The sequence below is a fragment of the Paenibacillus montanisoli genome, from assembly GCF_003268025.1.
Taxonomy (GTDB): Bacteria; Bacillota; Bacilli; order Paenibacillales; family Paenibacillaceae; genus Paenibacillus_Z; species Paenibacillus_Z montanisoli.
The window spans coordinates 22,749-43,328 of record NZ_QLUW01000001.1 but is presented as its reverse complement, the minus strand read 5'-3'; the positions used below and the strand labels follow the sequence as shown (position 1 = coordinate 43,328).

General features: G+C 53.6%; 21 protein-coding genes. 6 read left to right on the top strand and 15 right to left on the bottom strand.

The genetic code is table 11. From position 1 onward, the window contains the following. Positions 1–76: 76 nt before the first annotated feature. Positions 77–2,089, bottom strand: a complete 2,013-nt coding sequence (locus tag DL346_RS00285; protein WP_112879981.1) for an ABC transporter substrate-binding protein — start codon at positions 2,087–2,089, stop codon at positions 77–79. A gap of 492 nt (positions 2,090–2,581) precedes the next feature. Between DL346_RS00285 and DL346_RS00280 the strand changes: the two genes are divergently transcribed. Further along, on the top strand, positions 2,582–3,421 hold the full coding sequence (locus DL346_RS00280) for a phytanoyl-CoA dioxygenase family protein (protein ID WP_112879980.1): 840 nt from the start codon (positions 2,582–2,584) through the stop codon (positions 3,419–3,421). Between the two features lie 52 nt (positions 3,422–3,473). Here the strand turns inward: DL346_RS00280 and DL346_RS00275 are convergent, their stop codons facing one another. Continuing rightward, positions 3,474–4,007 (bottom strand): GNAT family N-acetyltransferase, encoded by a 534-nt coding sequence (locus DL346_RS00275; RefSeq protein WP_112879979.1) that lies wholly within the window; start codon positions 4,005–4,007, stop codon positions 3,474–3,476. Positions 4,008–4,191: 184 nt separating this feature from the next. Continuing rightward, entirely contained in the window at positions 4,192–4,782 is a 591-nt protein-coding gene (locus DL346_RS00270; RefSeq protein ID WP_112879978.1) for a hypothetical protein, read from the bottom strand. A gap of 237 nt (positions 4,783–5,019) precedes the next feature. On the opposite strand from DL346_RS00270, the gene DL346_RS00265 reads away from it, so the two are divergent. Next, positions 5,020–5,790, top strand: a complete 771-nt coding sequence (locus DL346_RS00265) for an alpha/beta fold hydrolase (RefSeq protein ID WP_112879977.1) — start codon at positions 5,020–5,022, stop codon at positions 5,788–5,790. Positions 5,791–5,981: 191 nt separating this feature from the next. On the opposite strand, the gene DL346_RS00260 is transcribed toward DL346_RS00265, so the two are convergent. The 3 genes from DL346_RS00260 to DL346_RS00250 form a co-directional block, all read right to left on the bottom strand. Then, the gene (locus DL346_RS00260; protein ID WP_112879976.1) at positions 5,982–6,788 is read right to left on the bottom strand and encodes a phytanoyl-CoA dioxygenase family protein; all 807 of its coding nucleotides are present in this window, start codon (positions 6,786–6,788) and stop codon (positions 5,982–5,984) included. A gap of 198 nt (positions 6,789–6,986) precedes the next feature. Beyond that, entirely contained in the window at positions 6,987–7,790 is an 804-nt protein-coding gene (locus DL346_RS00255; protein WP_240632978.1) for a TrmH family RNA methyltransferase, read from the bottom strand. Positions 7,791–7,810: 20 nt separating this feature from the next. Next, positions 7,811–8,470: a potassium channel family protein gene (locus DL346_RS00250; RefSeq protein WP_112881701.1), complete on the bottom strand. Its 660-nt coding sequence runs from the start codon at positions 8,468–8,470 to the stop codon at positions 7,811–7,813. A 157-nt stretch (positions 8,471–8,627) separates the two neighbouring features. Here DL346_RS00250 and sspI point away from each other — a divergent pair, with 157 nt between their 5' ends. Further along, the gene (gene sspI, locus DL346_RS00245) at positions 8,628–8,867 is read left to right on the top strand and encodes a small acid-soluble spore protein SspI (protein WP_112879975.1); all 240 of its coding nucleotides are present in this window, start codon (positions 8,628–8,630) and stop codon (positions 8,865–8,867) included. A gap of 66 nt (positions 8,868–8,933) precedes the next feature. On the opposite strand, the gene DL346_RS00240 is transcribed toward sspI, so the two are convergent. The 5 genes from DL346_RS00240 to DL346_RS00220 all read right to left on the bottom strand — a co-directional run bounded on the left by DL346_RS00240 (position 8,934) and on the right by DL346_RS00220 (position 14,232). After that, a complete protein-coding gene (locus tag DL346_RS00240; protein ID WP_112879974.1) occupies positions 8,934–10,037 on the bottom strand; it encodes a Gfo/Idh/MocA family protein in 1,104 nt (367 codons plus the stop codon). 78 nt (positions 10,038–10,115) lie between these two features. Next, positions 10,116–11,210 carry a Gfo/Idh/MocA family protein gene (locus DL346_RS00235; protein ID WP_112879973.1) on the bottom strand — a complete coding sequence of 365 codons (1,095 nt, stop codon included), beginning with the start codon at positions 11,208–11,210 and terminating at the stop codon, positions 10,116–10,118. A gap of 46 nt (positions 11,211–11,256) precedes the next feature. After that, a complete protein-coding gene (locus DL346_RS00230; RefSeq protein WP_112879972.1) occupies positions 11,257–11,895 on the bottom strand; it encodes a ThuA domain-containing protein in 639 nt (212 codons plus the stop codon). Positions 11,896–11,929: 34 nt separating this feature from the next. Beyond that, the gene (locus DL346_RS00225; RefSeq protein WP_112879971.1) at positions 11,930–13,096 is read right to left on the bottom strand and encodes a Gfo/Idh/MocA family protein; all 1,167 of its coding nucleotides are present in this window, start codon (positions 13,094–13,096) and stop codon (positions 11,930–11,932) included. Positions 13,097–13,146: 50 nt separating this feature from the next. After that, entirely contained in the window at positions 13,147–14,232 is a 1,086-nt protein-coding gene (locus DL346_RS00220) for a LacI family DNA-binding transcriptional regulator (protein WP_112879970.1), read from the bottom strand. Between the two features lie 147 nt (positions 14,233–14,379). Here DL346_RS00220 and DL346_RS00215 point away from each other — a divergent pair, with 147 nt between their 5' ends. Together DL346_RS00215 and DL346_RS00210 are read left to right on the top strand one after the other, a co-directional pair. Further along, positions 14,380–14,724, top strand: a complete 345-nt coding sequence (locus DL346_RS00215) for a TM2 domain-containing protein (protein WP_112879969.1) — start codon at positions 14,380–14,382, stop codon at positions 14,722–14,724. Positions 14,725–14,746: 22 nt separating this feature from the next. Continuing rightward, the gene (locus tag DL346_RS00210) at positions 14,747–15,181 is read left to right on the top strand and encodes an NINE protein (protein WP_112879968.1); all 435 of its coding nucleotides are present in this window, start codon (positions 14,747–14,749) and stop codon (positions 15,179–15,181) included. Between the two features lie 58 nt (positions 15,182–15,239). Here the strand turns inward: DL346_RS00210 and DL346_RS00205 are convergent, their stop codons facing one another. The 4 genes from DL346_RS00205 to DL346_RS00190 all read right to left on the bottom strand — a co-directional run bounded on the left by DL346_RS00205 (position 15,240) and on the right by DL346_RS00190 (position 19,998). Beyond that, positions 15,240–16,826 (bottom strand): peptide chain release factor 3, encoded by a 1,587-nt coding sequence (locus tag DL346_RS00205; protein WP_112879967.1) that lies wholly within the window; start codon positions 16,824–16,826, stop codon positions 15,240–15,242. Positions 16,827–16,844: 18 nt separating this feature from the next. Further along, the gene (locus DL346_RS00200) at positions 16,845–17,474 is read right to left on the bottom strand and encodes a cyclase family protein (protein ID WP_112879966.1); all 630 of its coding nucleotides are present in this window, start codon (positions 17,472–17,474) and stop codon (positions 16,845–16,847) included. Between the two features lie 27 nt (positions 17,475–17,501). After that, positions 17,502–19,049, bottom strand: a complete 1,548-nt coding sequence (gene zwf, locus DL346_RS00195) for a glucose-6-phosphate dehydrogenase (protein ID WP_112879965.1) — start codon at positions 19,047–19,049, stop codon at positions 17,502–17,504. A 133-nt stretch (positions 19,050–19,182) separates the two neighbouring features. Continuing rightward, positions 19,183–19,998, bottom strand: a complete 816-nt coding sequence (locus DL346_RS00190) for a YwmB family TATA-box binding protein (protein WP_112879964.1) — start codon at positions 19,996–19,998, stop codon at positions 19,183–19,185. 122 nt (positions 19,999–20,120) lie between these two features. Here DL346_RS00190 and DL346_RS00185 point away from each other — a divergent pair, with 122 nt between their 5' ends. Next, positions 20,121–20,507 (top strand): hypothetical protein, encoded by a 387-nt coding sequence (locus DL346_RS00185; RefSeq protein WP_112879963.1) that lies wholly within the window; start codon positions 20,121–20,123, stop codon positions 20,505–20,507. The last annotated feature ends 73 nt before the right edge of the window (positions 20,508–20,580 follow it).

Genomic DNA, 20,580 nt, shown 5'->3' with positions numbered 1-20,580 from the left:
TCTCGAGGATTTCTCAAACGGCAAAGCCCAGGCGGCATGCGTGCTGCCGTTCTCCTGGGCGATGCCGATCCTGATCTTACTTGGCGAAGAACAATTGCTCGCCGGCGTAATCGGTTGCGACTGCAAGCGCGTTCTCGTTTCCGACATTGCGCAGCTTCTCGTTCACGATCAGCGGCTGCTTCACGTTCTGTAGCGGAACGATGAAGTAGTAGTTTTCGCCGAGCGCCTTCTTGATTTCATTGTCGACAACTGCCTTGGCGTTCTGCGGATTGGCGACGGCCGCCTTGGAAACGCTCTGGTAGAAAGCCTCGACTTCGGCCGGCGGCTTGACGCCTTTCGTTCCTCCGGAGGAACGGTGCAAATTCCAGGCAGGTCCCCAGATCCCTTGTCCCCAATCGCCGTAATACCACATCGGGTCGGCCGCCCAAATGACGGTGGCCTTCAGGTCGTTCGCTTCGTTGCGCTTGCCCCACAGCGCCCCGTCAATCTTCTTCATCGTGACGTCGAGGCCCAGCTGTTTCCACATTTCGACGACGAGCTCGGTCATCGGCACGATATCGGGCGCCTGTGCGCCGACTTCGATCGGAATCGTGAATTTCTTGCCGTCCGGCCCGGTACGGAAACCGTCGGAGCCCTTCGTCATGCCCATTTCGTCGAGAAGCTTGTTGGCTGCGTCAACGTCGTACGTTGAATCCTGCCATTCGTTCGGCTCGGCAAACCCGTAATAAATCGAATCGATGATTTCGTTTCGATCCAATGCGAGGCTCAGCGCCTTGCGGAACCGCACATCGTTCACCACCGTCGACCAGTTCTTGTCTTTGTGGGTCATGTTCAGGAAAATGTCGGTCGGCGAAACGTGCAGGTTGCTAAGCAGCGCTTTAAAACCTTTGTTCTCGTTCTCTCGGTACAGCGGCATCTTGACCAGAGACGCCGATTCGCGGGAGAAGTCCACTTCGCCGGCGATCGTCTTCAGCGTGACCATCTCGATGTCCTGCACGAGCGTGCTCTGGATTTTATCGATATATGGCAGCTGATTGCCTTCAGGGTCAACCTTAAAGTAGTACGGGTTGCGTTCGAAGGTTGCCGTCGTGTTCGTCTTCTTCGTCAGCATCCACGGATAGAGCACCGGGAATCCGATGGACTTGGGATTCGTGAGCTCCCAGTTCGTGATGTCCTTGTCGTTGAACAGGTTCACCCACTCGCCCTTCTTGAATCCGGCTTTCTTCATATCCGGCTCCAGCGTAGCGATATCCGTATATTTCTTGTGGAATTTCTTCAAATAGTGCGCCGGCTTCAGCAAATCGCTATACCCGCGCCATCCCTGCACCGCAAGGCTCAATAAGAAGCCGCCATACGGCTGATCGAAGCTCAGCTTGAAGGTATATTCGTCGACAAGCTCGAAGGTGAACGGCTTGCCGTTCGGGTCGCCCGCCGCGTTCAACCAAGCGGGAAAGATCGGCGTAAGCTCCTTGTTGAATAGGACATCCTCGACGGTGAATTTGACGTCATCGGTCGTCACCTGCTGGCCGTCCGACCATTTGAGGCCTTTGCGCATTTGGAACGTGAACGTTTTCTCGTCACTGCTCATCTCGTAACTCTTTAGCACGTTGCCCGTGACTTCCTGGCCAAGAAGGCCGGGCGTGTTCAGCAGCGCCTCGTCGTTCATGATGAATACGTCCGCATCCCAATCGACGACCGAGGTAACCGTGCGGAGCGTGCCGCCGTAGGTTCCGATCTCGTAATTCAGCAGCTCCTTCGGCATTTCGTTCGTAATCTTATAGTCCGCAGGCAGACGATCCTTCAAGGGAACCGAGAAGCTGTCAAGCATGGGCGCCTGCTTGAACTCGGTCAGCTCCGCCGGTGCGGGTTCCGCAGTCGTTGAATTCGAATCGTTCTCCTGACTCGTATTTTCTTCTTTCGCATTCGTATTTCCGGAATTTCCGGCGTTGTCCGTACCCTCGGTCGTGCTATTGACAGCCCCGATGTCGGTGCCTCCGCCGCTTCCGCTCTCGCATGCGCTTAAGAAGGCCGACAGCACAAGCGTTACGGCAAGCAGCCGCGAGAGCGTTCTGTTCCTCTGTTTTCTCATAGTCATCCTCCAACCCGTAAGTTTGGTGTACCATGCAAACCAGCTTTCTAAAGCAACGCTGCCCCTCTCATCAGAACTTGGTAAGCGTTTACATAAAAAGTTGGCAGACGACCGTTCCACTTATATATATAAGTTTGTGCAAACCTGCGGAACGACCGGAAAAACAGCGTGTCCGACCAATCAACCCCTTTGTCAGAAGTGCCTCATCGGCACGTTCCCGTTTGATTTTCCTTTATAAGAACTCGCCCAAGCTGCAGGAATGATTGCGCTCTCATCATACATAACGGGCAATTCCCGTGTATTTAGAAAAAAAGAAGGTATATTTGCGTTTTTCCCAGATTTTACTCCGTTCGACAAGTTGCCCTTTAATTCGACCTATAAATATTGAAATATCGCAAATCTACATCCTTTTATTCTAAATACATGCCGAAAAAGGTTTAGTATGATGAAACCATTGATCATACTAATTCGAACCTGTGAGGTGAAATCCGCATGCTGACTCAAAGCCAGATCGAAGAATTCGACCGAAACGGATTTCTTAAAGGGGATATCGTGCTTGGCGAGGAAGAAGTGAAAGCGCTTCGCCGCGAACTCGACGACGTCATGGAAGGCAGAACCGTCAAGAAGCCGGTATTGAACCATAACATGCTGGAAGGCGGCAACCTGTACGATAATATGAAAATGACGGTCAGCGAACGGGTCGTTCAGATCGTGAATATCTGGATGGCCAGCGATGCTTTCTTCAATCACGCTGCCAACTCTCGTATCTGCGAAGAAATCGCGCAGCTCTGCCGGACCGACGAACTCCGCATCTGGCATGACCAGATCCAATACAAACCGCCCGTCTCCGGGGGGCCTACGGGCTGGCACCAAGATCACCCGCTGTGGCCGATCATCCAGCCCGCGCATTTGGTCAGCGCTTGGGTGGCGCTTGATGACGCCGTCATCGAGAACGGAAGCATGTGGATGGTGCCGGGCAGCCACAAATGGGGAAACCACCAGAAATACTTGGCGAGCTCAAAGGATTTCAAACCGTACCATAGACAGCCGGAGCTGCTGCCCGAAGGCGCGGTCGTGGAAGCGGTGCCGTTCGAAATCAAAAAAGGGCAAGTCGGGTACCATCATTGTTTGACGTGGCACGGCAGTCCGCATAATCGCTCCGACATGAAACGCCGCGCCATCGCGGTCCACTATATGCCAGGCCATACCCGCTATGAGCCGCACGCCGATCACCCGATGCACAACTTCGTTTCGGTGAAGCCCGGCGATCTGCTCACCGGGGATCACTTTCCGCTCGTCTATACGACGCGCGCGAATGAACGCACCGGTTAAGTGCCTGCAATAAAAAGAGCCCGCCATTGATGGCGGGCTCGTTTGTTTGAAATTAGAGAGGTTTTTGCAGGAAGGTAACAACCTCAGAGTCAATTCTTGAATTCCCGCCCGCATCTTTGGACTCCCAGCTAATCGTAAAATCGCCACACCCCCAATCGATGTATCCGAGTTTCTCGTAAAGTCGTTTCGCATCCGGGTTATCGCTGCTGCCTACCTCCATGCCGATATGGGTACAACCATGCAATTTTGCGAGCCGCTCCGCTTCGCGTATAATTGCTGTCGCGACCCCTTTGCGCCGATATTCGTCAAGTGTCAACCCGCCTTCAAGATAGGCTCTTCCGGATACGTCAATCCGAGAGGATACCGCTTCATCCTGAGGTCCGCTCCATCGTACGAGGAAACCGCCGATTGGCGTTTCATGATCCCAAGCAATCAAATATACCCCTTCACCATTGCTTTGGACCTGGTACCTTCGATGTTGGGGGAGGGAAAAGTCTTCTGGCGAGAAGATGCGATGCACCAAATCGATTTGCGAGGCTTCTGCAGGTTTTACCTCGAATATAAATGATTTTTCAGTATGGCTCATATTTCTGCTCCTCCTTGATTATTCGAGATTGCCGTATCATTTCGCTGCCGTCTCGTGGTGTTCCTCCTGCCATTCGTCAAGTAATGATTGTTCGTTTCAAACGTAAAGGCGGCAGAGCCTCGTGTTCTGCCGCCTTTTACATCTATTTCGAAACTGCCGCATTAACTTCGCGTTCGATTTGCAATTACCCTTCCATACGGTGTGCGTATTCTTCGTCCCTGTCAGCTTTCAATTCCGCATCTCTCACAAATACGATCTCGTTAGTCAGGTATTCATAAGCAGCTACCCACTCGTTTGAAATTAAGATCTCGCTTAACGCCGCGTCACTTACTAACCTATGCTGATTCATGCTTATCAATTGATGCAGGGCCAGCTTATCCCACCCGATACAATCACTTGTCGTGATGCCGATCCTATGGCACCGATTCTTTTTCTGTTCCTCTTCTTCTGTTGCATTCGAGTAGTTTTCGTTTTGGAGACTGAGGAAATGCATTAACAATTCATCAAGAAGAACTCTGCCGGATTCGCTTATCGGTCGCTCTTTCAACTCAAGAATTTTAGCCGAAATGTCCAAAACGGCTTTATCGATTTCACTTAACTTGCCGGGAATGAACGATTTTACCGTGGATGCCGGGATCTCCCATCTGCTTTTTCTTCCTTTGCTTTTGCGCCGCCCTTGCAGTGTGCCTGTTGCTAACCACTGGTAAATGATGCGCTTATCCTTATTTAACATAATCGCGACTTCTTCCACAGTAAAAACAGGTTCCATGGCCACTTTAACCGCCTCCTAAAACTACGAAACTATCAATTGTTTAATAGTTATGTTTCAATAGGCGAATGTATGACAAAAATGCTCCAGCTTTCTTGCTCGCCGCGGCCTGTCCCGATTTGAACTGTACAGTGGGATGGTAAGCGAATATGGGTTATCTGTCATTGACATAATAATTGTACTTAGGCGCTTATAAAATACAAAATAATCCATCTACAGGGATTCTTAAATGGAGTGAGAAATATGACTACCGTTAACATAAATGGATATTCGATGCATTATATCGATCGCGGAGAAGGAACCGCTATTCTCTTCATTCACCCGCCGGTACTTACAAGCCTTAACTTCATCTATCAAATCCAAGGTCTATCTCCTCATTTCCGAACCATTGCATTTGATATCAGAGGACACGGAAAAAGCCAACCTTCCGAGCAAACGGTTACTTACCCATTAATCGTCGAGGATATCAAACAGTTGATAGACCGGTTAAACATCGAAAAAATATTTTTATGCGGATATTCCACCGGGGGTTCGGTCGTACTTGAGTTTCTCTTGACTCATCCCGATCGGGCATGTGGCGGAATCGTCATTGGCGGTATGTCCGAAGTGAACGACAAGCGTCTAAGAAAACGAATATCACTAGGCGCTTTTCTCTCCAATATCGGAGCAATCGGCACGATAGCGTTAACCGATGCATGGACGCAGACTAAAAATATGTCTTTGTTTTTCAAGCTTTTTAACGATGCGAGAAAAGGAAATGCCAGAAATGCTGAACAGTATTACCGCTATTGCTTAAACTATAACTGTACATCGCGACTCCAGGAAATCCATCATCCAATGCTGCTTATTTACGGAGAGAAGGACAAGCACTTTCATCCTTATGCCAATTTGCTGCATGAGCGTTTGCCGAGGAGTGAGTTAGTTTACATGAAGAATGTCGATCACCGGATTCCGACGAAGTCTCCGATTTCATTAATTGAATGGATCGAAAAGTTCATACGCCAAAACCGGTGACGATCAATCAAAATGGTCTTGCCAGCTTGAGATCTAACTCTCTATATACTTATAATAATCGTGATTCCAGATGATAAACTCCCCAAAATCCTTGATTTAAGGGGAGTTTATCATTGTTATAAGTTGTCTCAAATTTTCGATACTATGTTTTGAGACACCCAAGGAGTCCAACTCCTCACAACCATATGAGCCTACATCCTGCCAAAATCATACCGCGCTCTCCGGGACTGGTCGCCGGTCAAAAACGTCCGTTCACTCTCGTTCAAGTGCGCCAAAAACGCCTCACTTGGATTTGACGGAGGATCATACTCACGCATGAACGGCGGAACATAGCCTGTAATCATAATATATCTGATGTTGTCCGAACGAATCGGCGTGACCGAATGAATGAGCGATTCGGTGAACAAGAGCACACTCCCCGCCTTCCCCTGCACCTGATGCACCATCCATGGCTCAAGCTGGGAAATAAACTCTCGGTCAGTCGCAGCACGATGAGTACCAGGAATAACGCTCGTACCGCCATCATCAGGACCAATATCGGTCAGAAATACGATCGCTTTGATCCACAAATAGTGACTGCGGCCTTCCACTGCATATCTACTAAAATCCGGACTAATTCCCCGATGCCAGCCATAACTCTGGATATCGGTTTGGTGCTCATTGGGATTCCGTCTGTTAATCGAGCATTCCTGCTCCTCATAACGAACTCGCCCCCCTACGATCTCTTCCGCATAAGCCAGTACCTTCGGATGCATGGCCATTTCCAGAAACACCGGATCATACTCGATGCAGGGACCGAATTTGGAAAAGTAAGGCGTACCGGTGAGTTTACGAGGCTTGCCGTCCGGGTAATTTTCCGAATGCTCCGCCGTCGGCAGCTCTGCATCCATGCGATCCATCGCTAGGCGCGTCCGTTCAATCAAATCCGCCTCAACCACATCTGGAATAACGACATAACCATACGTATCCATCAGAAATCTCTGCTTCGCAGTTAGCATAATGATATTCTCTCCCTCAATTTTATAGCTGTAACCTGTATGTTTTCGCTCCGCCTCTATTCGCTAAATTTCTAAATAAAAAAGCCCTGATTTATCAAGGATTCTTGATGATCAGGACTGACCAAGCTGTGTCAAAATTAAATTTCAATTCAGTTCCAAACTGAATTATAACTCACAACCACATTAGGACTTTTTATGTTACGCATAACTCCGCTGCCTTAGCGCCTCATACAACAAAATCGTGCTCGCCATCGCCACGTTCAACGACTCGGAATGCCCGTGCATGGGAATAATAACGTTCGCATCGACCTGCGCCAGCACTTCTGCCGAGAGTCCCTGCGATTCACTGCCCATAAGCAGCCACGTTGGGACCTTCCAATCGAACCCGTAGCAGGTGGCGGATGCCTGTAGGCTCGTCCCGACCAGCTTGATGCCATGCCGCTTCGCCTCTGGCAGCAGCTCACTCAAATCCGCCTCGATCACCGGCAGATGGAACAACGAGCCCATTGTAGAGCGCACCGTCTTCGGATTATAGAGATCGACGCTGCCTTTTCCGAGCACGACGGCATGCGCGCCAACGGCATCCGCGCTGCGAATGATTGTGCCCACATTGCCGGGGTCGCGCAGGCCGTCCAGCACGACGACGAGCGAATCCGACTTGAACAGCGTGGAACGATCCGCGTACGGCTTCGCAACGACACCGAATACCGGCGGAGGCGAGTCCGTGCCGGTACACTTGGCCATGATCGCAGGTGTCGCCTCGATCAGCTCGCAATCGGCATTGCTGAGCAGTGTCCGAAGTTCAGCAGGCACGCCGCGCTCCATATCGATGACGATCGTCTCGACGTCGGCGCCGGCTTGAAGCGCTTCCTGAACTAGATGCACGCCCTCCATGATAAAACGGCCCGAACGGTCTCTATGCTTCTTTTCCTGCAGAGCCGCCATTGCTTTTACTTTTTCATTTTGCACCGAAGTGATGCTCATCATTCGTTTCGTATTCATGTACGCTCCCGTAATCACCCTTATGCGTAATCAAGCTCTAAATCGGCTATATGTTCATTCTTGCCTACGATAACAAGCACGTCGTTTTCCTTGATGATATCCTCCGCATTCGGAGAAATGTTCAGCTCGCCGTCCATTTTGATCGCGAGCACATTGCATTTATATTTCGCTCGGACATCCAGTTGCCTTAAGTTTTTGCCTACGGCAAACGCCGGCGCTTTCAGCTCGACAATGCTGTAATCGTTGGATAGCTCTATGTATTCCAAGATGTTCGGCGAAATCAAGTGATGCGCGACCCGTATCCCCATATCCCGCTCCGGGAAGACGACTTTGTCTGCGCCGATCTTGCTCAGCACCTTCCCGTGCAGCTCATTTTGCGCTTTTACTATCAGCTGCGGCACGCCGAGCTCCTTCAAGATCAGTGTGGTCAAAATGCTTGCCTGAATGTCCTCCCCGATCGCGACGACGACGACATCGAAGTTCCGCAGCCCCAGCGAGCGCAGCGCTTCCTCGTCCGTCGAATCAACAGCGACCGCATGCGTGACATAATCAGCCACGTCTTGGATTCTCTGCTCGCTCGCATCGATCGCAAGCACATCGAAGCCGAGCTTTGACAGCGACCGGGCGACGCTCAAACCGAACCGTCCCATACCAATGACGGCGTATTGCTTATTAGGCAAGGCGATCATCCCCTCTGACCATGGTTGGCGTGAATCGAGCTTATTATAACATAATTTTCTTCTACATCCGAATGGCGAAGACTCAATAACCTCAGCATGAAAACAGGCTTCTAAGGAGATATTAATCGAGCGACTCTGCAAGGATGGAGGGACCAGATTGCATAATCTTGATTTGCGCCAAGCGATCGTTCAACGAGTACACAATTTATCGGGTGAGGAATTAACAGACGTCATCGAAGGCTCCATCGGGAATGATGAGAAAACGCTCCCCGGTCTCGGGGTTCTCTTCGAGATGATCTGGCAACACAGTGATGCCAGCGATCAAAGCCGCATGGTACAAACTCTGCATAATGGGCTGAACGGTGGATCAGAAAGCGCTCCGCCGAGCCCAAGCTAAACCTTCGCCTTACTCGTCGATTTAAAAAAAGACATCCGAACCGCTTGGTTCGAATGTCTTTTTCTTTTACACGCCCGCTTCGGAATTTTCCAACGCCGGCAATGGCTCCGGACGCTCGCAGGTGCTTTCCATCACGTAGTGCTTGCCTTCGCGGGAAGCATCATGGAAGCCGTGCATCGCTTCAAGCACGTGATAAGCCATCGCGCCATTTGCGCGGTGCTGACGGCCTTCCACGATAGCGCACGCCATGTCGGCTACGCCGATGCCGCGGTTATTGTCCGTGTTGCCGTGCGTGAACGGCACTTCCTCCCACTCTTCTTGGCCGTAACGGCGCAGCTTGATCGTGCCGCCGAACGTATTCGGATCCGGTACGAGCAGAGAGCCTGCGGTGCCGTGAATTTCGATATTCGGCAGCGAAGTACCCGCCTTCGTATCGAAGCTTGTAATCAGCGTGCCGACAGCGCCGCTTTGGAAGTCGATAACGCCTGCAATGTGGGTAGGCGTCTCGACTTTAATGACTTTGCCGTTCTTCTTCTCGCTCGTAATCGTACGCTCCGGATGGGAAATGACGGCGGAGCCCGTCACGCGGCGGAATGGACCGAGCAGCGCGATATAAGCGGTCAAATAGTACGGGCCCATATCGAACATTGGGCCGCCGCCTGCTTCATAGAAAAATTCCGGATCCGGATGCCAGCCTTCTGGCCCTTCGCCCAGCATGAAGCCGGTCGCGGAGATCGGCGTGCCGATCGCACCGTCATCGATCAGCTTGCGGCATGTTTGAATGCCGCCGCCAAGGAACGTTTCAGGCGCGCTCGCAACGCGCAGTCCTTTCTTCGCAGCCAGCTCGAGTACCTTCTTGCCGTCTTCACGGGTAACCGCAAGCGGCTTCTCGACATAGACGTGCTTGCCGGCTTCCAGCGCCTGCAAGCATACCGGAGCATGCGCCTTCGGAATCGTCAAATTCACGACGATTTCGATTTCCGGATCCGCCAGCAGCTGTTCAACTGTATACGCTTTCGAAAGACCGAATTCTTCGGCGCGCATCTTCGCGCGGTCCAAATCGATGTCAGCCGCAGCGACGAGATCGATCTCCGGATACTTCTTCAAATTCGTAAAATAAATTTGGCTGATGTTCCCGCAGCCAATAATGCCGACTTTTACCTTTTTCATATGAACGAAATCTCCTTCAACGTAAATGATCAGCCCGCCCTTGCGGGCAGGCTGAAAGAACCTCTTCCTATAGTAAACTTATTGCGACTGCGCTTCAAGTACCGGCATCGGCTCAGGGCGCTCGCAGGTACTCTCCATGATGTAATGCTTCCCGTCGCGCGAAGCGTCGTGAACGCCATGCATCGCTTCAAGCACGTGATAGGCCATCTCGCCATTCGCGCGATGCTGTCCGCCTTCGCGGATGGCGCGCGCCATGTCGGCTACGCCGATACCGCGGTTGTTATCCGTGAAGCCGTGCGTCAGCTCGATCTCTTCCCAATTGCCGCCGTGGCGGCGCAGCTTGACCTTGCCGCCAAAGCCGTTCGGATCCGGCACGAGCAGCGAGCCTTTGCTGCCGTGAATCTCGATGTTCGGCAGCGATGTGCCGGCCGGTACATCGAAGCTCGTCAGCAGCGTGCCGATCGCACCGTTCTCGAAATCAAGCACGGTCGAAATGTTCGTCGGCGTGTCGACTTGAATCTTCTTGCCGTTCTTCTTCGCGCTCGTAATCGTCCGCTCCGCGTGCGTGATGTTTGCGGAGCCTGTCACGCGGCGAATCGGGCCGAGCAGCGTAACGAAGGCGGTCAAATAGTATGGCCCCATGTCGAACATCGGGCCGCCGCCCAGTTCATAATAAAACTCAGGATCCGGATGCCAGCTCTCATGACCGCCGCAAAGCATGAAGCCCGTAGCGGATACCGGCATGCCGATCGCACCCTCGTCAATCAGCTTGCGGCAAGTCTGGATGCCGCCGCCAAGGAACGTCTCGGGCGCACTCGCAACACGCAGGCCCTTCTCGGCTGCCAGCGCCAACACCTGCTTGCCTTCTTCGCGCGTAACCGCAAGCGGCTTCTCCACATACACATGCTTGCCCGCTTCAAGCGCCTGCAAGCATACGGAAGCGTGAGCCTTCGGAATCGTCAGATTGACGACGATTTCGATTTCCGGATCGGCAAGCAGCTGCTCTACCGTATAGGCTTTCTCAAGGCTGAATTCTTCCGCGCGCTGCTGCGCCCGCGCAATATCCAGGTCCGCCGCAGCGACCAATTCGACCTCCGGGTATTTCTTCAAATTCGTAAAATACACATGGCTGATGTTGCCGCAGCCAATGATACCGACTTTAACAGGTTTCATGAAGCTTCATTCCTCCCAACATTTCAATAAGGATAAGTGCTATCTCTTACGCTTCCTGGCTGCGAGCGGCCCATAGGAACCCGCGGCGCATCAATTCGAGCGTTTGCGGCATTGCCACAATGTTTGCCTGATGGCCGAGCGTGTTGTAATACACGCGGCCCTCGCCCCACTTCTTCGTCCAAACAACCGGCATCTTGCAATCGTCAAACGATGTCGTGGCATGAACCTCGATCGCAGGATCGACATGCATGTAATACTTCTCGGAGCAGACTTCAAAATCGCCGATGCCGCTCGTCAGCGGATTGTCTTCGCGCACCATGTTTACATCATAACGAACGCCGTCATTGCCCGGGTGAGCCACCCACTGTCCGCCGACCATGTACTGATACTCGACTTCGTTGCGGAACGAATCCGCCATGCCGCCGTGGCAGCCGGCAATGCCGCAGCCCGCGCGAACCGTCTCAAGCAGCGGACGAAGCTGCTCCTGAGAGATCTCTCCCATCGTCCAAACCGGAACGATCAGGTCCAACTGCGCCATCAGCTCTGCGTCTTTATACGCGTCGAGCGTGTCCGAAACCGTGACGTCGAAGCCTTCTTCCTTTAGCACGCCCTCGAAAATGGCGGCCACTTCCTTCGGCTGGTGACCATCCCAGCCGCCCCATACGATCAATGCCTTTCTGCTCATGCCTAGTCCCATCCTCTGCTTCAAAAAGTAGTAGTTATCTCAATTCCGAAATCGCAACCCAGCGGCGTTCCTCAATCGACTTATCAACGGCTTCCAGCACCGCTTGGCATTCTACGCCGTCCAAAAAGTTCGGAACCGGCTGACGGTCTTCAGCCAGCGCTAACATGAACTCATGGACCTCATGTGTCAACGTATGCTCGTAACCGATCGTGTGACCTGCAGGCCACCAAGCATCGCTGTAAGCGTGCGCCGCATCGGTCGCGATGACGCGGCGGAAGCCTTGTACGTCCGCAGCATCGTCCGCGAAGTACACTTCAAGCTCGTTCACGCGTTCAAAATCAAACTTGATGCTGCCTTTGCTGCCGTTGATCTCGAACGAATTCGTGCAGCGATGGCCCGGCGCGAAACGCGTCGCTTCAATGCTGCCCAGCGCGCCGTTCGCGAACTTAGCAAGGAACAGCGTTGCATCGTCGACGGTAACCTGTCCCTTCGGCGCATCTTTGTCGCCTTTGGCACTAAGGCCGCCGGTCGTCGCCGTTAGCAGCGGACGCTCCTTAATAAACGTTTCGCTCATGCCAATGACCTCTTGGAACTCCCCGACAAGGAAGCGCGCCATATCGATGACATGCGCGCCAAGATCGCCGTGAGCACCGGAGCCGGCGATATCCTTCTGTAGACGCCATACGAGCGGGAATTCAGGGTCAACGATCCAATCCTGCAGGAAGAAGCCGCGGAAATGATAAATTTTGCCGATGCGGCCTTCCGAGATCAGCTTCTTCGCGAGCTGAACGGCTGGCGCGAAACGGTAGTTGAAGCCTACCATGTGTTTTACGCCGGCCTTCTCAGCCGCGTTCAGCATTTCAATCGAATCCGCAAGGTTAAGAGCCAGCGGCTTCTCGCAGAAAATATGCTTGCCCGCTTCTGCGGCAGCAATCGCAATTTCCTTATGCGCGTCGCTCGGCGCATTGATATCGACAAGGTCGATATCGTCGCGCTTCACGAGATTGCGCCAATCCGTCTCTGCGCCTTCCCAGCCGAACTGTGCTCGGGCCTGTTCCAGACCCACCGCGTCACGGCCGCAAATGACCGCCATTTCCGGACGAATCACCTTCGGGAAGAACATCGGCAACGCGCGGTAAGCGTTGCTATGGGCTTTGCCCATAAATTTATAGCCGATCATGCCAACACGGATTTTGCTCATCGTTTCGTTCCGCCTCTCATAATTTTGTAGTATGAACAAACGTACAAACGTTACTTCGCAGTCGATCTCGTTGTTTTGGAGGAAGCGCGCTCAATCAGCTTGACAGGCAGCTTTACTTCAAAAGGAGGGGAAGGCTCCGTTTCCGTCATCAGGTCCAGCAGGCGAGAGGCCGCCTCGCAGCCTACCTCGTAGAACGGGACGCGAATGCTGGTCAGCTGCGGCTCCATCATGCTCGAGACATCGGAATCGTCGCAGCCCACGAGCGCGAAATCTTCGCCGGCGCGGATGCCAAGCTCCTTCAGCCCTTGCATGAGACCGATCGCCATCCGGTCGTTCGCCGCGATGACCGCGTCGACTTCGCCGGATCGGATGAGCGCCGCAACCGTTTCCGTCTGCCGGTAACCGCTCTTGCGGCTGTAGTTCCCGATCAGCACATGCTCTTCCCGAAACGGCACTTGCGCTTCGGCCAATGCTTGCTGGAACCCATTCAGCCGGTCAAGGCTGTTGGAATATTCCGGCGGACCGTTCAAGAAGCAAATCTTCCGGTAGCCATACCGCAGAAGATGCCTGACCGCATGGCGGCTGCCCATCTTCTGATCGGCATCCACCGTGTTGTAGGCTTCGCCTTCAAAGCGCTGATTCACGAGGCAGAAGGGATGCTCCCTTTCCTTAAGCTCCGCTAGCGCAGCCCGCTCGCCCGGAGTATCCTTGGAGCCCAGAATAATGCAGCCGTCGATCTTCTGGGTCCGGAACAGACTGGCATAATCCCGCGCCTCGTCGGCTTCCCGGAACAGCAGGAGCAGATCGTAACCGCGCTGCTTGGCCGTAACCCCGATTCCGCTTAACACTTCCGAGAAGTAAAATGTGGAAAAGAGATTCACTTTCGGCAGCAGCGGCAAAATCACGCCGAGATTTCCGCTCTTGCGCAGCGCAAACCGCTGGGCAAGCGCATTCGGCACGTAGCCGAGCTGCTTCGCCGCGTCCATGACCCGTTTGGCCGTATCATCCTTCACCGTTCCTGCACCGCTCAGCACGCGCGAGACCGTAGCTTCCGAAACGCCTGCCAACTCAGCGACTTTTCTACGGATAAGGCCTTCCTCCCCTCTAAGTAATCTCCAAAATGTACACGCGTACATTCTCTCATGCAACCGCTTACCTGTCAATTGTTTTTATGGACAATGGCTGGAAACTTTTCTATTTAATCCTTGCCCGAACTAGCACGCTACTTTATACTAATAGCGTCCTATTTTTTGAACATTTTATGACGAAGGGGAATTAGAAACATGAACTATAATATCGCTCAGAAGAGCCAGCTGGACGCTCGCGAGCTGCTTATTCTCGATCAAGAAGTGAGAAACCAAGGCAAAAACATGCTTGTCGCTTATATTCTATGGTTCTTCCTGGGCAGCTTCGGCGCGCACCGCTTCTATATGAAGAAGACCGGCACGGCCGTTACGCAGCTTATTCTCACGATTACGATTATCGGCTGCATCGTGACGGCGGTCTGGGTATTGATCGATGCCTTCCTGCTGCACGGCATGGTGAAGGAAGAGAATCAGCGCGTCGAAGGCCGGATTTTGGATGAGTTGGTCGCCCAGAAGCACTTCGACAACGCTATGAATCGCTAAGTCGAAGGAGCAGACGAAGCATATGCTGACCAAAAAAGACCTCACCCTAAACGAGCTTCTCATTCTGAATTCCGAGCTGAGAAGCGCCGAGAAATCGGCGGCGGTTGCCTATCTGATGCTGCTCGGCGGTCATCTCGGACTGCACCGCTTTTACCTCAAGCGGATTCGCTCGGGCGTTGCACAGTTGCTGCTTTTCATAGCCGCAGTGCTTTTCTACTTCGTATTCGTGTTTACCTCGGCCATCGCCGAGGAGTTCGCGTACTCTTTCCTCGCGCTTATCCCATGCATTCTATCGGGCGTTGCCCTGTTCATCTGGGTCATCGTCGATCTGTTCCTGCTCCCAGGCATGCTTCGATCTTACAACGAAAGCGTGAAGCAGGAGATCCTCGCGGCCATCGAGCACCATCGCCGTATGGAACTGCTTGCCGGAAGACCGATTCCCGGAGATCTGGATTAAACGAAAAAAAAAGCCCTCGAGTCCGCGATTACAATCGCAGGCTTGAGGGCTTCTTCTATTATGGAGCCATCTCCAGAAACTTGGAGGTTGGATTCTTCTCCATTGCGGTTCTCATCGCGTATTCATTCTCGAACAGCGCGACATAATTGTCCTTCTTATCCTTCACCAGCGTCGAATTGATCCGGTACTTGGACGGATCGATCTTGTCGTCGACGATCCAGCGGGCAAACTGGAACGGCATCCGGTGCAGCATAATGTCGACGCCGTACTCGGAGCGCATCCGATGCTCGAATACCTCGAATTGCAGCTGGCCGACTACGCCCAGAATCGTTTCGTCGAAGTTGCCGGTGGAGTGGAACACCTGAATCGTGCCTTCTTCCGTCAGTTGGTCAATGCCCTTCTGGTACTGTTTATGCTTAAGCGCGTTCTTCACCGTGACTTTAGCGAACAGCTCCGGCGAGAACGTCGGCAGCTCGTCGAACACGATTTCGCCGCCTTGCGCCAAGGAATCGCCGATCCGGAAAATGCCTGGATCGAACAAACCGATAATATCGCCCGGATACGCATTTTCGACGATGTCGCGGTCTTGTGCCAGAAACTGCTGCGGCTGCGACAGCTTGATGTCCTTGCCGTTACGCACGTGGCGCACGCTCATGCCCCGCTCGAAGCGGCCGGAGCAAATGCGCAGGAACGCGATCCGGTCGCGGTGAGCCGGGTTCATGTTCGCTTGGATCTTGAACACGTAACCGGAGAACTTCTCGCTCATCGGATCGACAGGCCCACTCGTGCTCATGCGCGGCGTCGGCGCCGGCGCAAGCTGCAGGAAGTTCTCAAGGAACGTCTGCACGCCGAAATTGTTGACCGCGCTTCCGAAGAACAGGGGCGTCAATTCGCCTGCGCGAACCTTCTCGTAATCGAACGGATCGCCGGCTACGTCAAGCAGCTCCAAGTCCGCAATGAGCTGGTCCGTCAGGAAATCGCCCGCCATTTCGCGGATATGCGGATCGTTGTAATCATCGACCTTCACGACCTCGATCTTCGAATGATCGTTGCCCTGGAACAGCTCGACCTGATTCTTCATCCGGTCGTACACGCCGCACAGTTCTCGGCCCATGCCGATCGGCCAGTTCATCGGAACGGCCCGGATGCCGAGCACGCGCTCGAGCTCTTCCATCAGCTCGAACGGGTTTTGACCTTCGCGGTCGAGCTTATTAATGAAGGTGAAGATCGGAATGCCCCGCTTGCTGCATACCTGGAACAGCTTGATCGTCTGAGCCTCGACGCCTTTGGCGACGTCGATAAGCATGACGGCGCTGTCGGCCGCGGTCAGCGTACGGTACGTATCTTCCGAAAAGTCTTGGTGACCCGGCGTATCGAGAATGTTGACGCGGTGACCGCTATAGTCGAACTGCATGACGGAAGACGTAACGGAGATGCCGCGCTGCTTCTCGATCTCCATCCAGTCGCTCGTCGCATGGCGGCTCGCCTTGCGCGCTTTGACCGTTCCCGCTTCGCGAATGGCGCCTCCGAACAGGAGCAGCTTCTCCGTGAGCGTCGTTTTCCCCGCATCCGGGTGAGAAATAATGGCGAACGTGCGCCGCTTCTCGACTTCTTGCTTTATTTCGTCTGTAATTGTTTTACTCATGATAGTTCCCTTCGTCCTTTACATGCCGCCGATCAAGAAAGCGCGGGCCGGAGCCGCGTCCAGACCGGTAAGCTTAAGCGGCGCAATGGCCATAAAATAAGTGCCGGGAGCTACATCCTTCAGCCGCAGTCCCTCAACGATGATGATGTTGTTGCGGAACAAGGAACGGTGCGTCGGATACTCCGGCTGCGCGCGTTCGATGCCCAGCGCATCGGTACCCAAACCGCGGATCCCGAGCTCGACCAGATAACGTGCGCCGTCTTCCCGAAGGTAGACAAAGTTGAAATCGAATTGTTCCGTAAACGAGTTGCGGGTCTTGAACAGCACCCACTCATTGCGCTGCAGGTTCAGCGGCTCCAGATCGGCGCGCGTAATGAACTCCTCGCAGTGCGTCAAATCAACGACGCGCGCGTGGCCTATGAGCTGCTCCAGACCGATCGTTTCGATCGTCTCGCCATCCTTCAGCATATGCAGCGGCGCATCCACGTGCGTGCCGCAGTGCACGTCCATGTCCAGGCGGGTTTCATAAACCGCTTGGCCGTTGTCATGGTTCGACGTGTTCGTAAACTTCGGAATCTTCGATTCTTTATTCTTATACACTTGCATCGATGGCTCGATCGTCATCGAAATATCGTAAATTTTAAACATTCAAAGCCTCCTATAGCGTGAGTGAACTCACTTCGGACCGCCTGAAATCCAGATGACGTTGTCTTCCGCCTGGCCATTGACCGGCCACCAGTGGAAGCCGTCCTGCGCCAGCAGCTCATCCGTGCGTTTAGGTCCCCACGATCCGGCAGGGTAGAATTGCAGATCCGAGTTGTCCGCGCGCCACGCGTTCGCGATGCGGTCGACGAAGGACCATGCCTGCGCCACCTCATCCCAGCGGGTGAAGTAGGTCGATTCGCCGCGCGCCGCGTCGTAGATCAGCCGCTCGTACGCTTCCGGCGTGTTGATGCCGACCTGGCAGCTTTGGCAGAATTCCATCGAAACCGGCTGGACGACGTTGTCGACGCCTGGCTTCTTCGCATTGATTTTGATATAAATGCCTTCCATCGGGTTAACGCGGATGACAAGCAGGTTCGGCGAAAGGTCATGACGACGCGCGAACAGAATGTTGTCCGGCACGTTCTTGAACTCGATCACGACCTCCGTCGTCTTCACCGGAAGGCGTTTGCCCGTACGGATATAGAACGGTACGCCCGCCCAGCGGAAGTTATCCAAGAACACGCGCGCTGCAAAATAAGTTTCCGTCGTCGATTCCGGATTGACGGATTCCTCCTGGCGGTAGCCGGCCAGCGGCTTGCCGTTAAGTGAACCTTCTTCATACTGGCCGCGGATGACGTGCTGATTGACTTCTGCCGCCGTCGCGAACGGACGGAGCGAACGGAGCGCTTTTACCTTCTCGTCGCGGATATCCTCCGGATGCAGCCGGCTTGGCGGCTCCATCGCGATCATGGCGAGCATCTGCATCATGTGGTTCTGCACCATGTCGCGCAGAGCGCCGGATTTATCGTAGTAACCGCCGCGCTCCTCTACGCCGACCGTTTCGGAGAGCGTAATTTGCACGTTGGCGATATGTTTATTGTTCCACAGCGGTTCAAAAAATGCGTTCGAGAACCGGAGAACCTCGATATTTTGCACCATTTCCTTACCCAGATAATGGTCAATGCGGAAGATTTCCTCTTCCTTGAACACTTGGCTGAGCTGCGCGTTCAGCTGGCGCGCCGATTCCAGGTCGTAGCCGAACGGCTTCTCGATGACAAGGCGGTTCCAGCCTTCGGATTCCAGCAGTCCGCCGTCGCGCAGGTTGAAAGACACCGGTCCGAACAGGTTCGGAGCCAGCGCCAGATAGAACAGACGGTTGCCCGGAATGTTGAATTTCTTGTCCAGCCCCTCCGAGAGACGGGCGAGCTCGCGGAACCCGTCAACGTTGTTAATGTCGAGGGACATATAGACAAAGTGCTCGGCAAACCGCTCCCAGAGCTCGGCATCGTCAGACTTATAGCGCGAGAATTCGCTGATCGACTCGTACACGTCAGCCCGGAATTGCTCGTTCGTCCGCGGTCTGCGGGCAAGACCGACAACAGCGAAATTATCGGCCAGTTTGCCTTCCTTATATAAGCTGAATAGCGCAGGAAACAGCTTCCTGCGCGCCAGGTCGCCTGTGGCGCCAAACAAATAATAAACCGCACCCTCTGCGGCCACTAAATCGTGTTTGCTCACTTCGGTATTCCCTCATTCTCTCTTATGTATTTTTATGCAACGATTGGTATAGATCTTGTTATGTAGTTTAGCATATCGAGGCGATAGATGCTATTCAATCAAGCATAAAAAAAATGTATCATTCGCTAAATTTCTAGTTATTTTGCAAGGTATAATCGCCTGTAATGAGAGGTACCCCGATAATCAGTTCGCTGCTTTCCCCGCCTGCGCCGGCAGATTCGGCCAGCTGCAAATTGACTTTAGCGTCACCGCTTTGCACGCTGCTTTGCAGCAGCTTCGAGAAATACGTAAGGCTTTGCGTATGCCCGTCGTCGTACGCTTCCACCTCCTGCGCTGAGGCGGCTTCCGCAAGCCGCGCCGCGCCTCCTTCCCGAATGGGTGCTCCCCGAACGGTAAACCCGGCCCGAATGTCGAGATCTTCCGCCGCCCGCCCGATCCGGCCGAGCGCTTCCTCCATTTCGCTGCGGGCCGAGCCCGCTCCCAGGTCGAGCAGCAGGATAAGCTCGTACGGCTTGGCGCCGGCCGGGTCGAACGCATCAGACCGCGAATGAATCCATAGCTTCATCCGCTCCGCGTCGTTGGCCGCCATAATATCGACGGGCTCGTCCTCATCCAGTCCGGACGATAGCGTAAATCCGAGCGATGCAGCCAGCTGCTCCGCTTCTTTCCGGTCCGCCCGGCCGTCCCAGCGGAACGACCAATGCGCCCCCTCCGCGCCACCGATATATTCGCTGCCGCTCCACGCATAGACAGCTTCGAAATCATGCAGAAGACGCTCGCCCGCAGCGGTATTCGAAGACTTCGTTTTACCGGCGTAGACGGTCCAGCACCCTGCCGCCAGCAGAATGAGGGCAGCGATGATGATGCCCCAATTCGGGGTTCGCTTTTGACGTCTCAGGCTTGGAAAGCTGTCGCTTTCGGTTCGGGATCGGGGAACGTAATGGCTCATCTTCGGTTCACTCCTCAAAAAGATGATTCAATTCGCGGCTTCGGTTAGGTATATATCCATACGCATCTGCTGATGGGTGAATACACTGTCACAAAGAATCCGGGGGGAGGTATTGACTGTAGATGCAACCCATTTACCCGCTTCATGAGGATACCATTAAACAGTTTTGCGGGATGCCCGTCTGTGCCGTCACGCATGATGGTGAGCGCCATATCGGCGTTCTGACCCGCTGCCACGGCGGGAAGCTGATGTTCAACGAGCGCGAGGGAAGTGCCCTCCAGAATGCCAGCTCGACGGTCCATCAAGGCAAAGTGACGAATACGAAGACGAAAGCGAAAACGAAAACGAAGAAAGGCAAAAAAGCGGTAACGGAGGCGAAGCCGCAGGAAGCCGCCCAAACGCAGGCTTTCTATCCTTACGATCCTTACTATGATGACCCATACTACGGTTGGGGAGACGCATTTTTCCTCGATTTAGCGTCGCTTGCATTTCTCTTTCTGCTTATCTGATTGTAGTGAAAGCCCTGAGCCTCAGCCGGTGCCTACCGCGGGGTACGGGCTTTTTTAATGTAAAATTACAGGG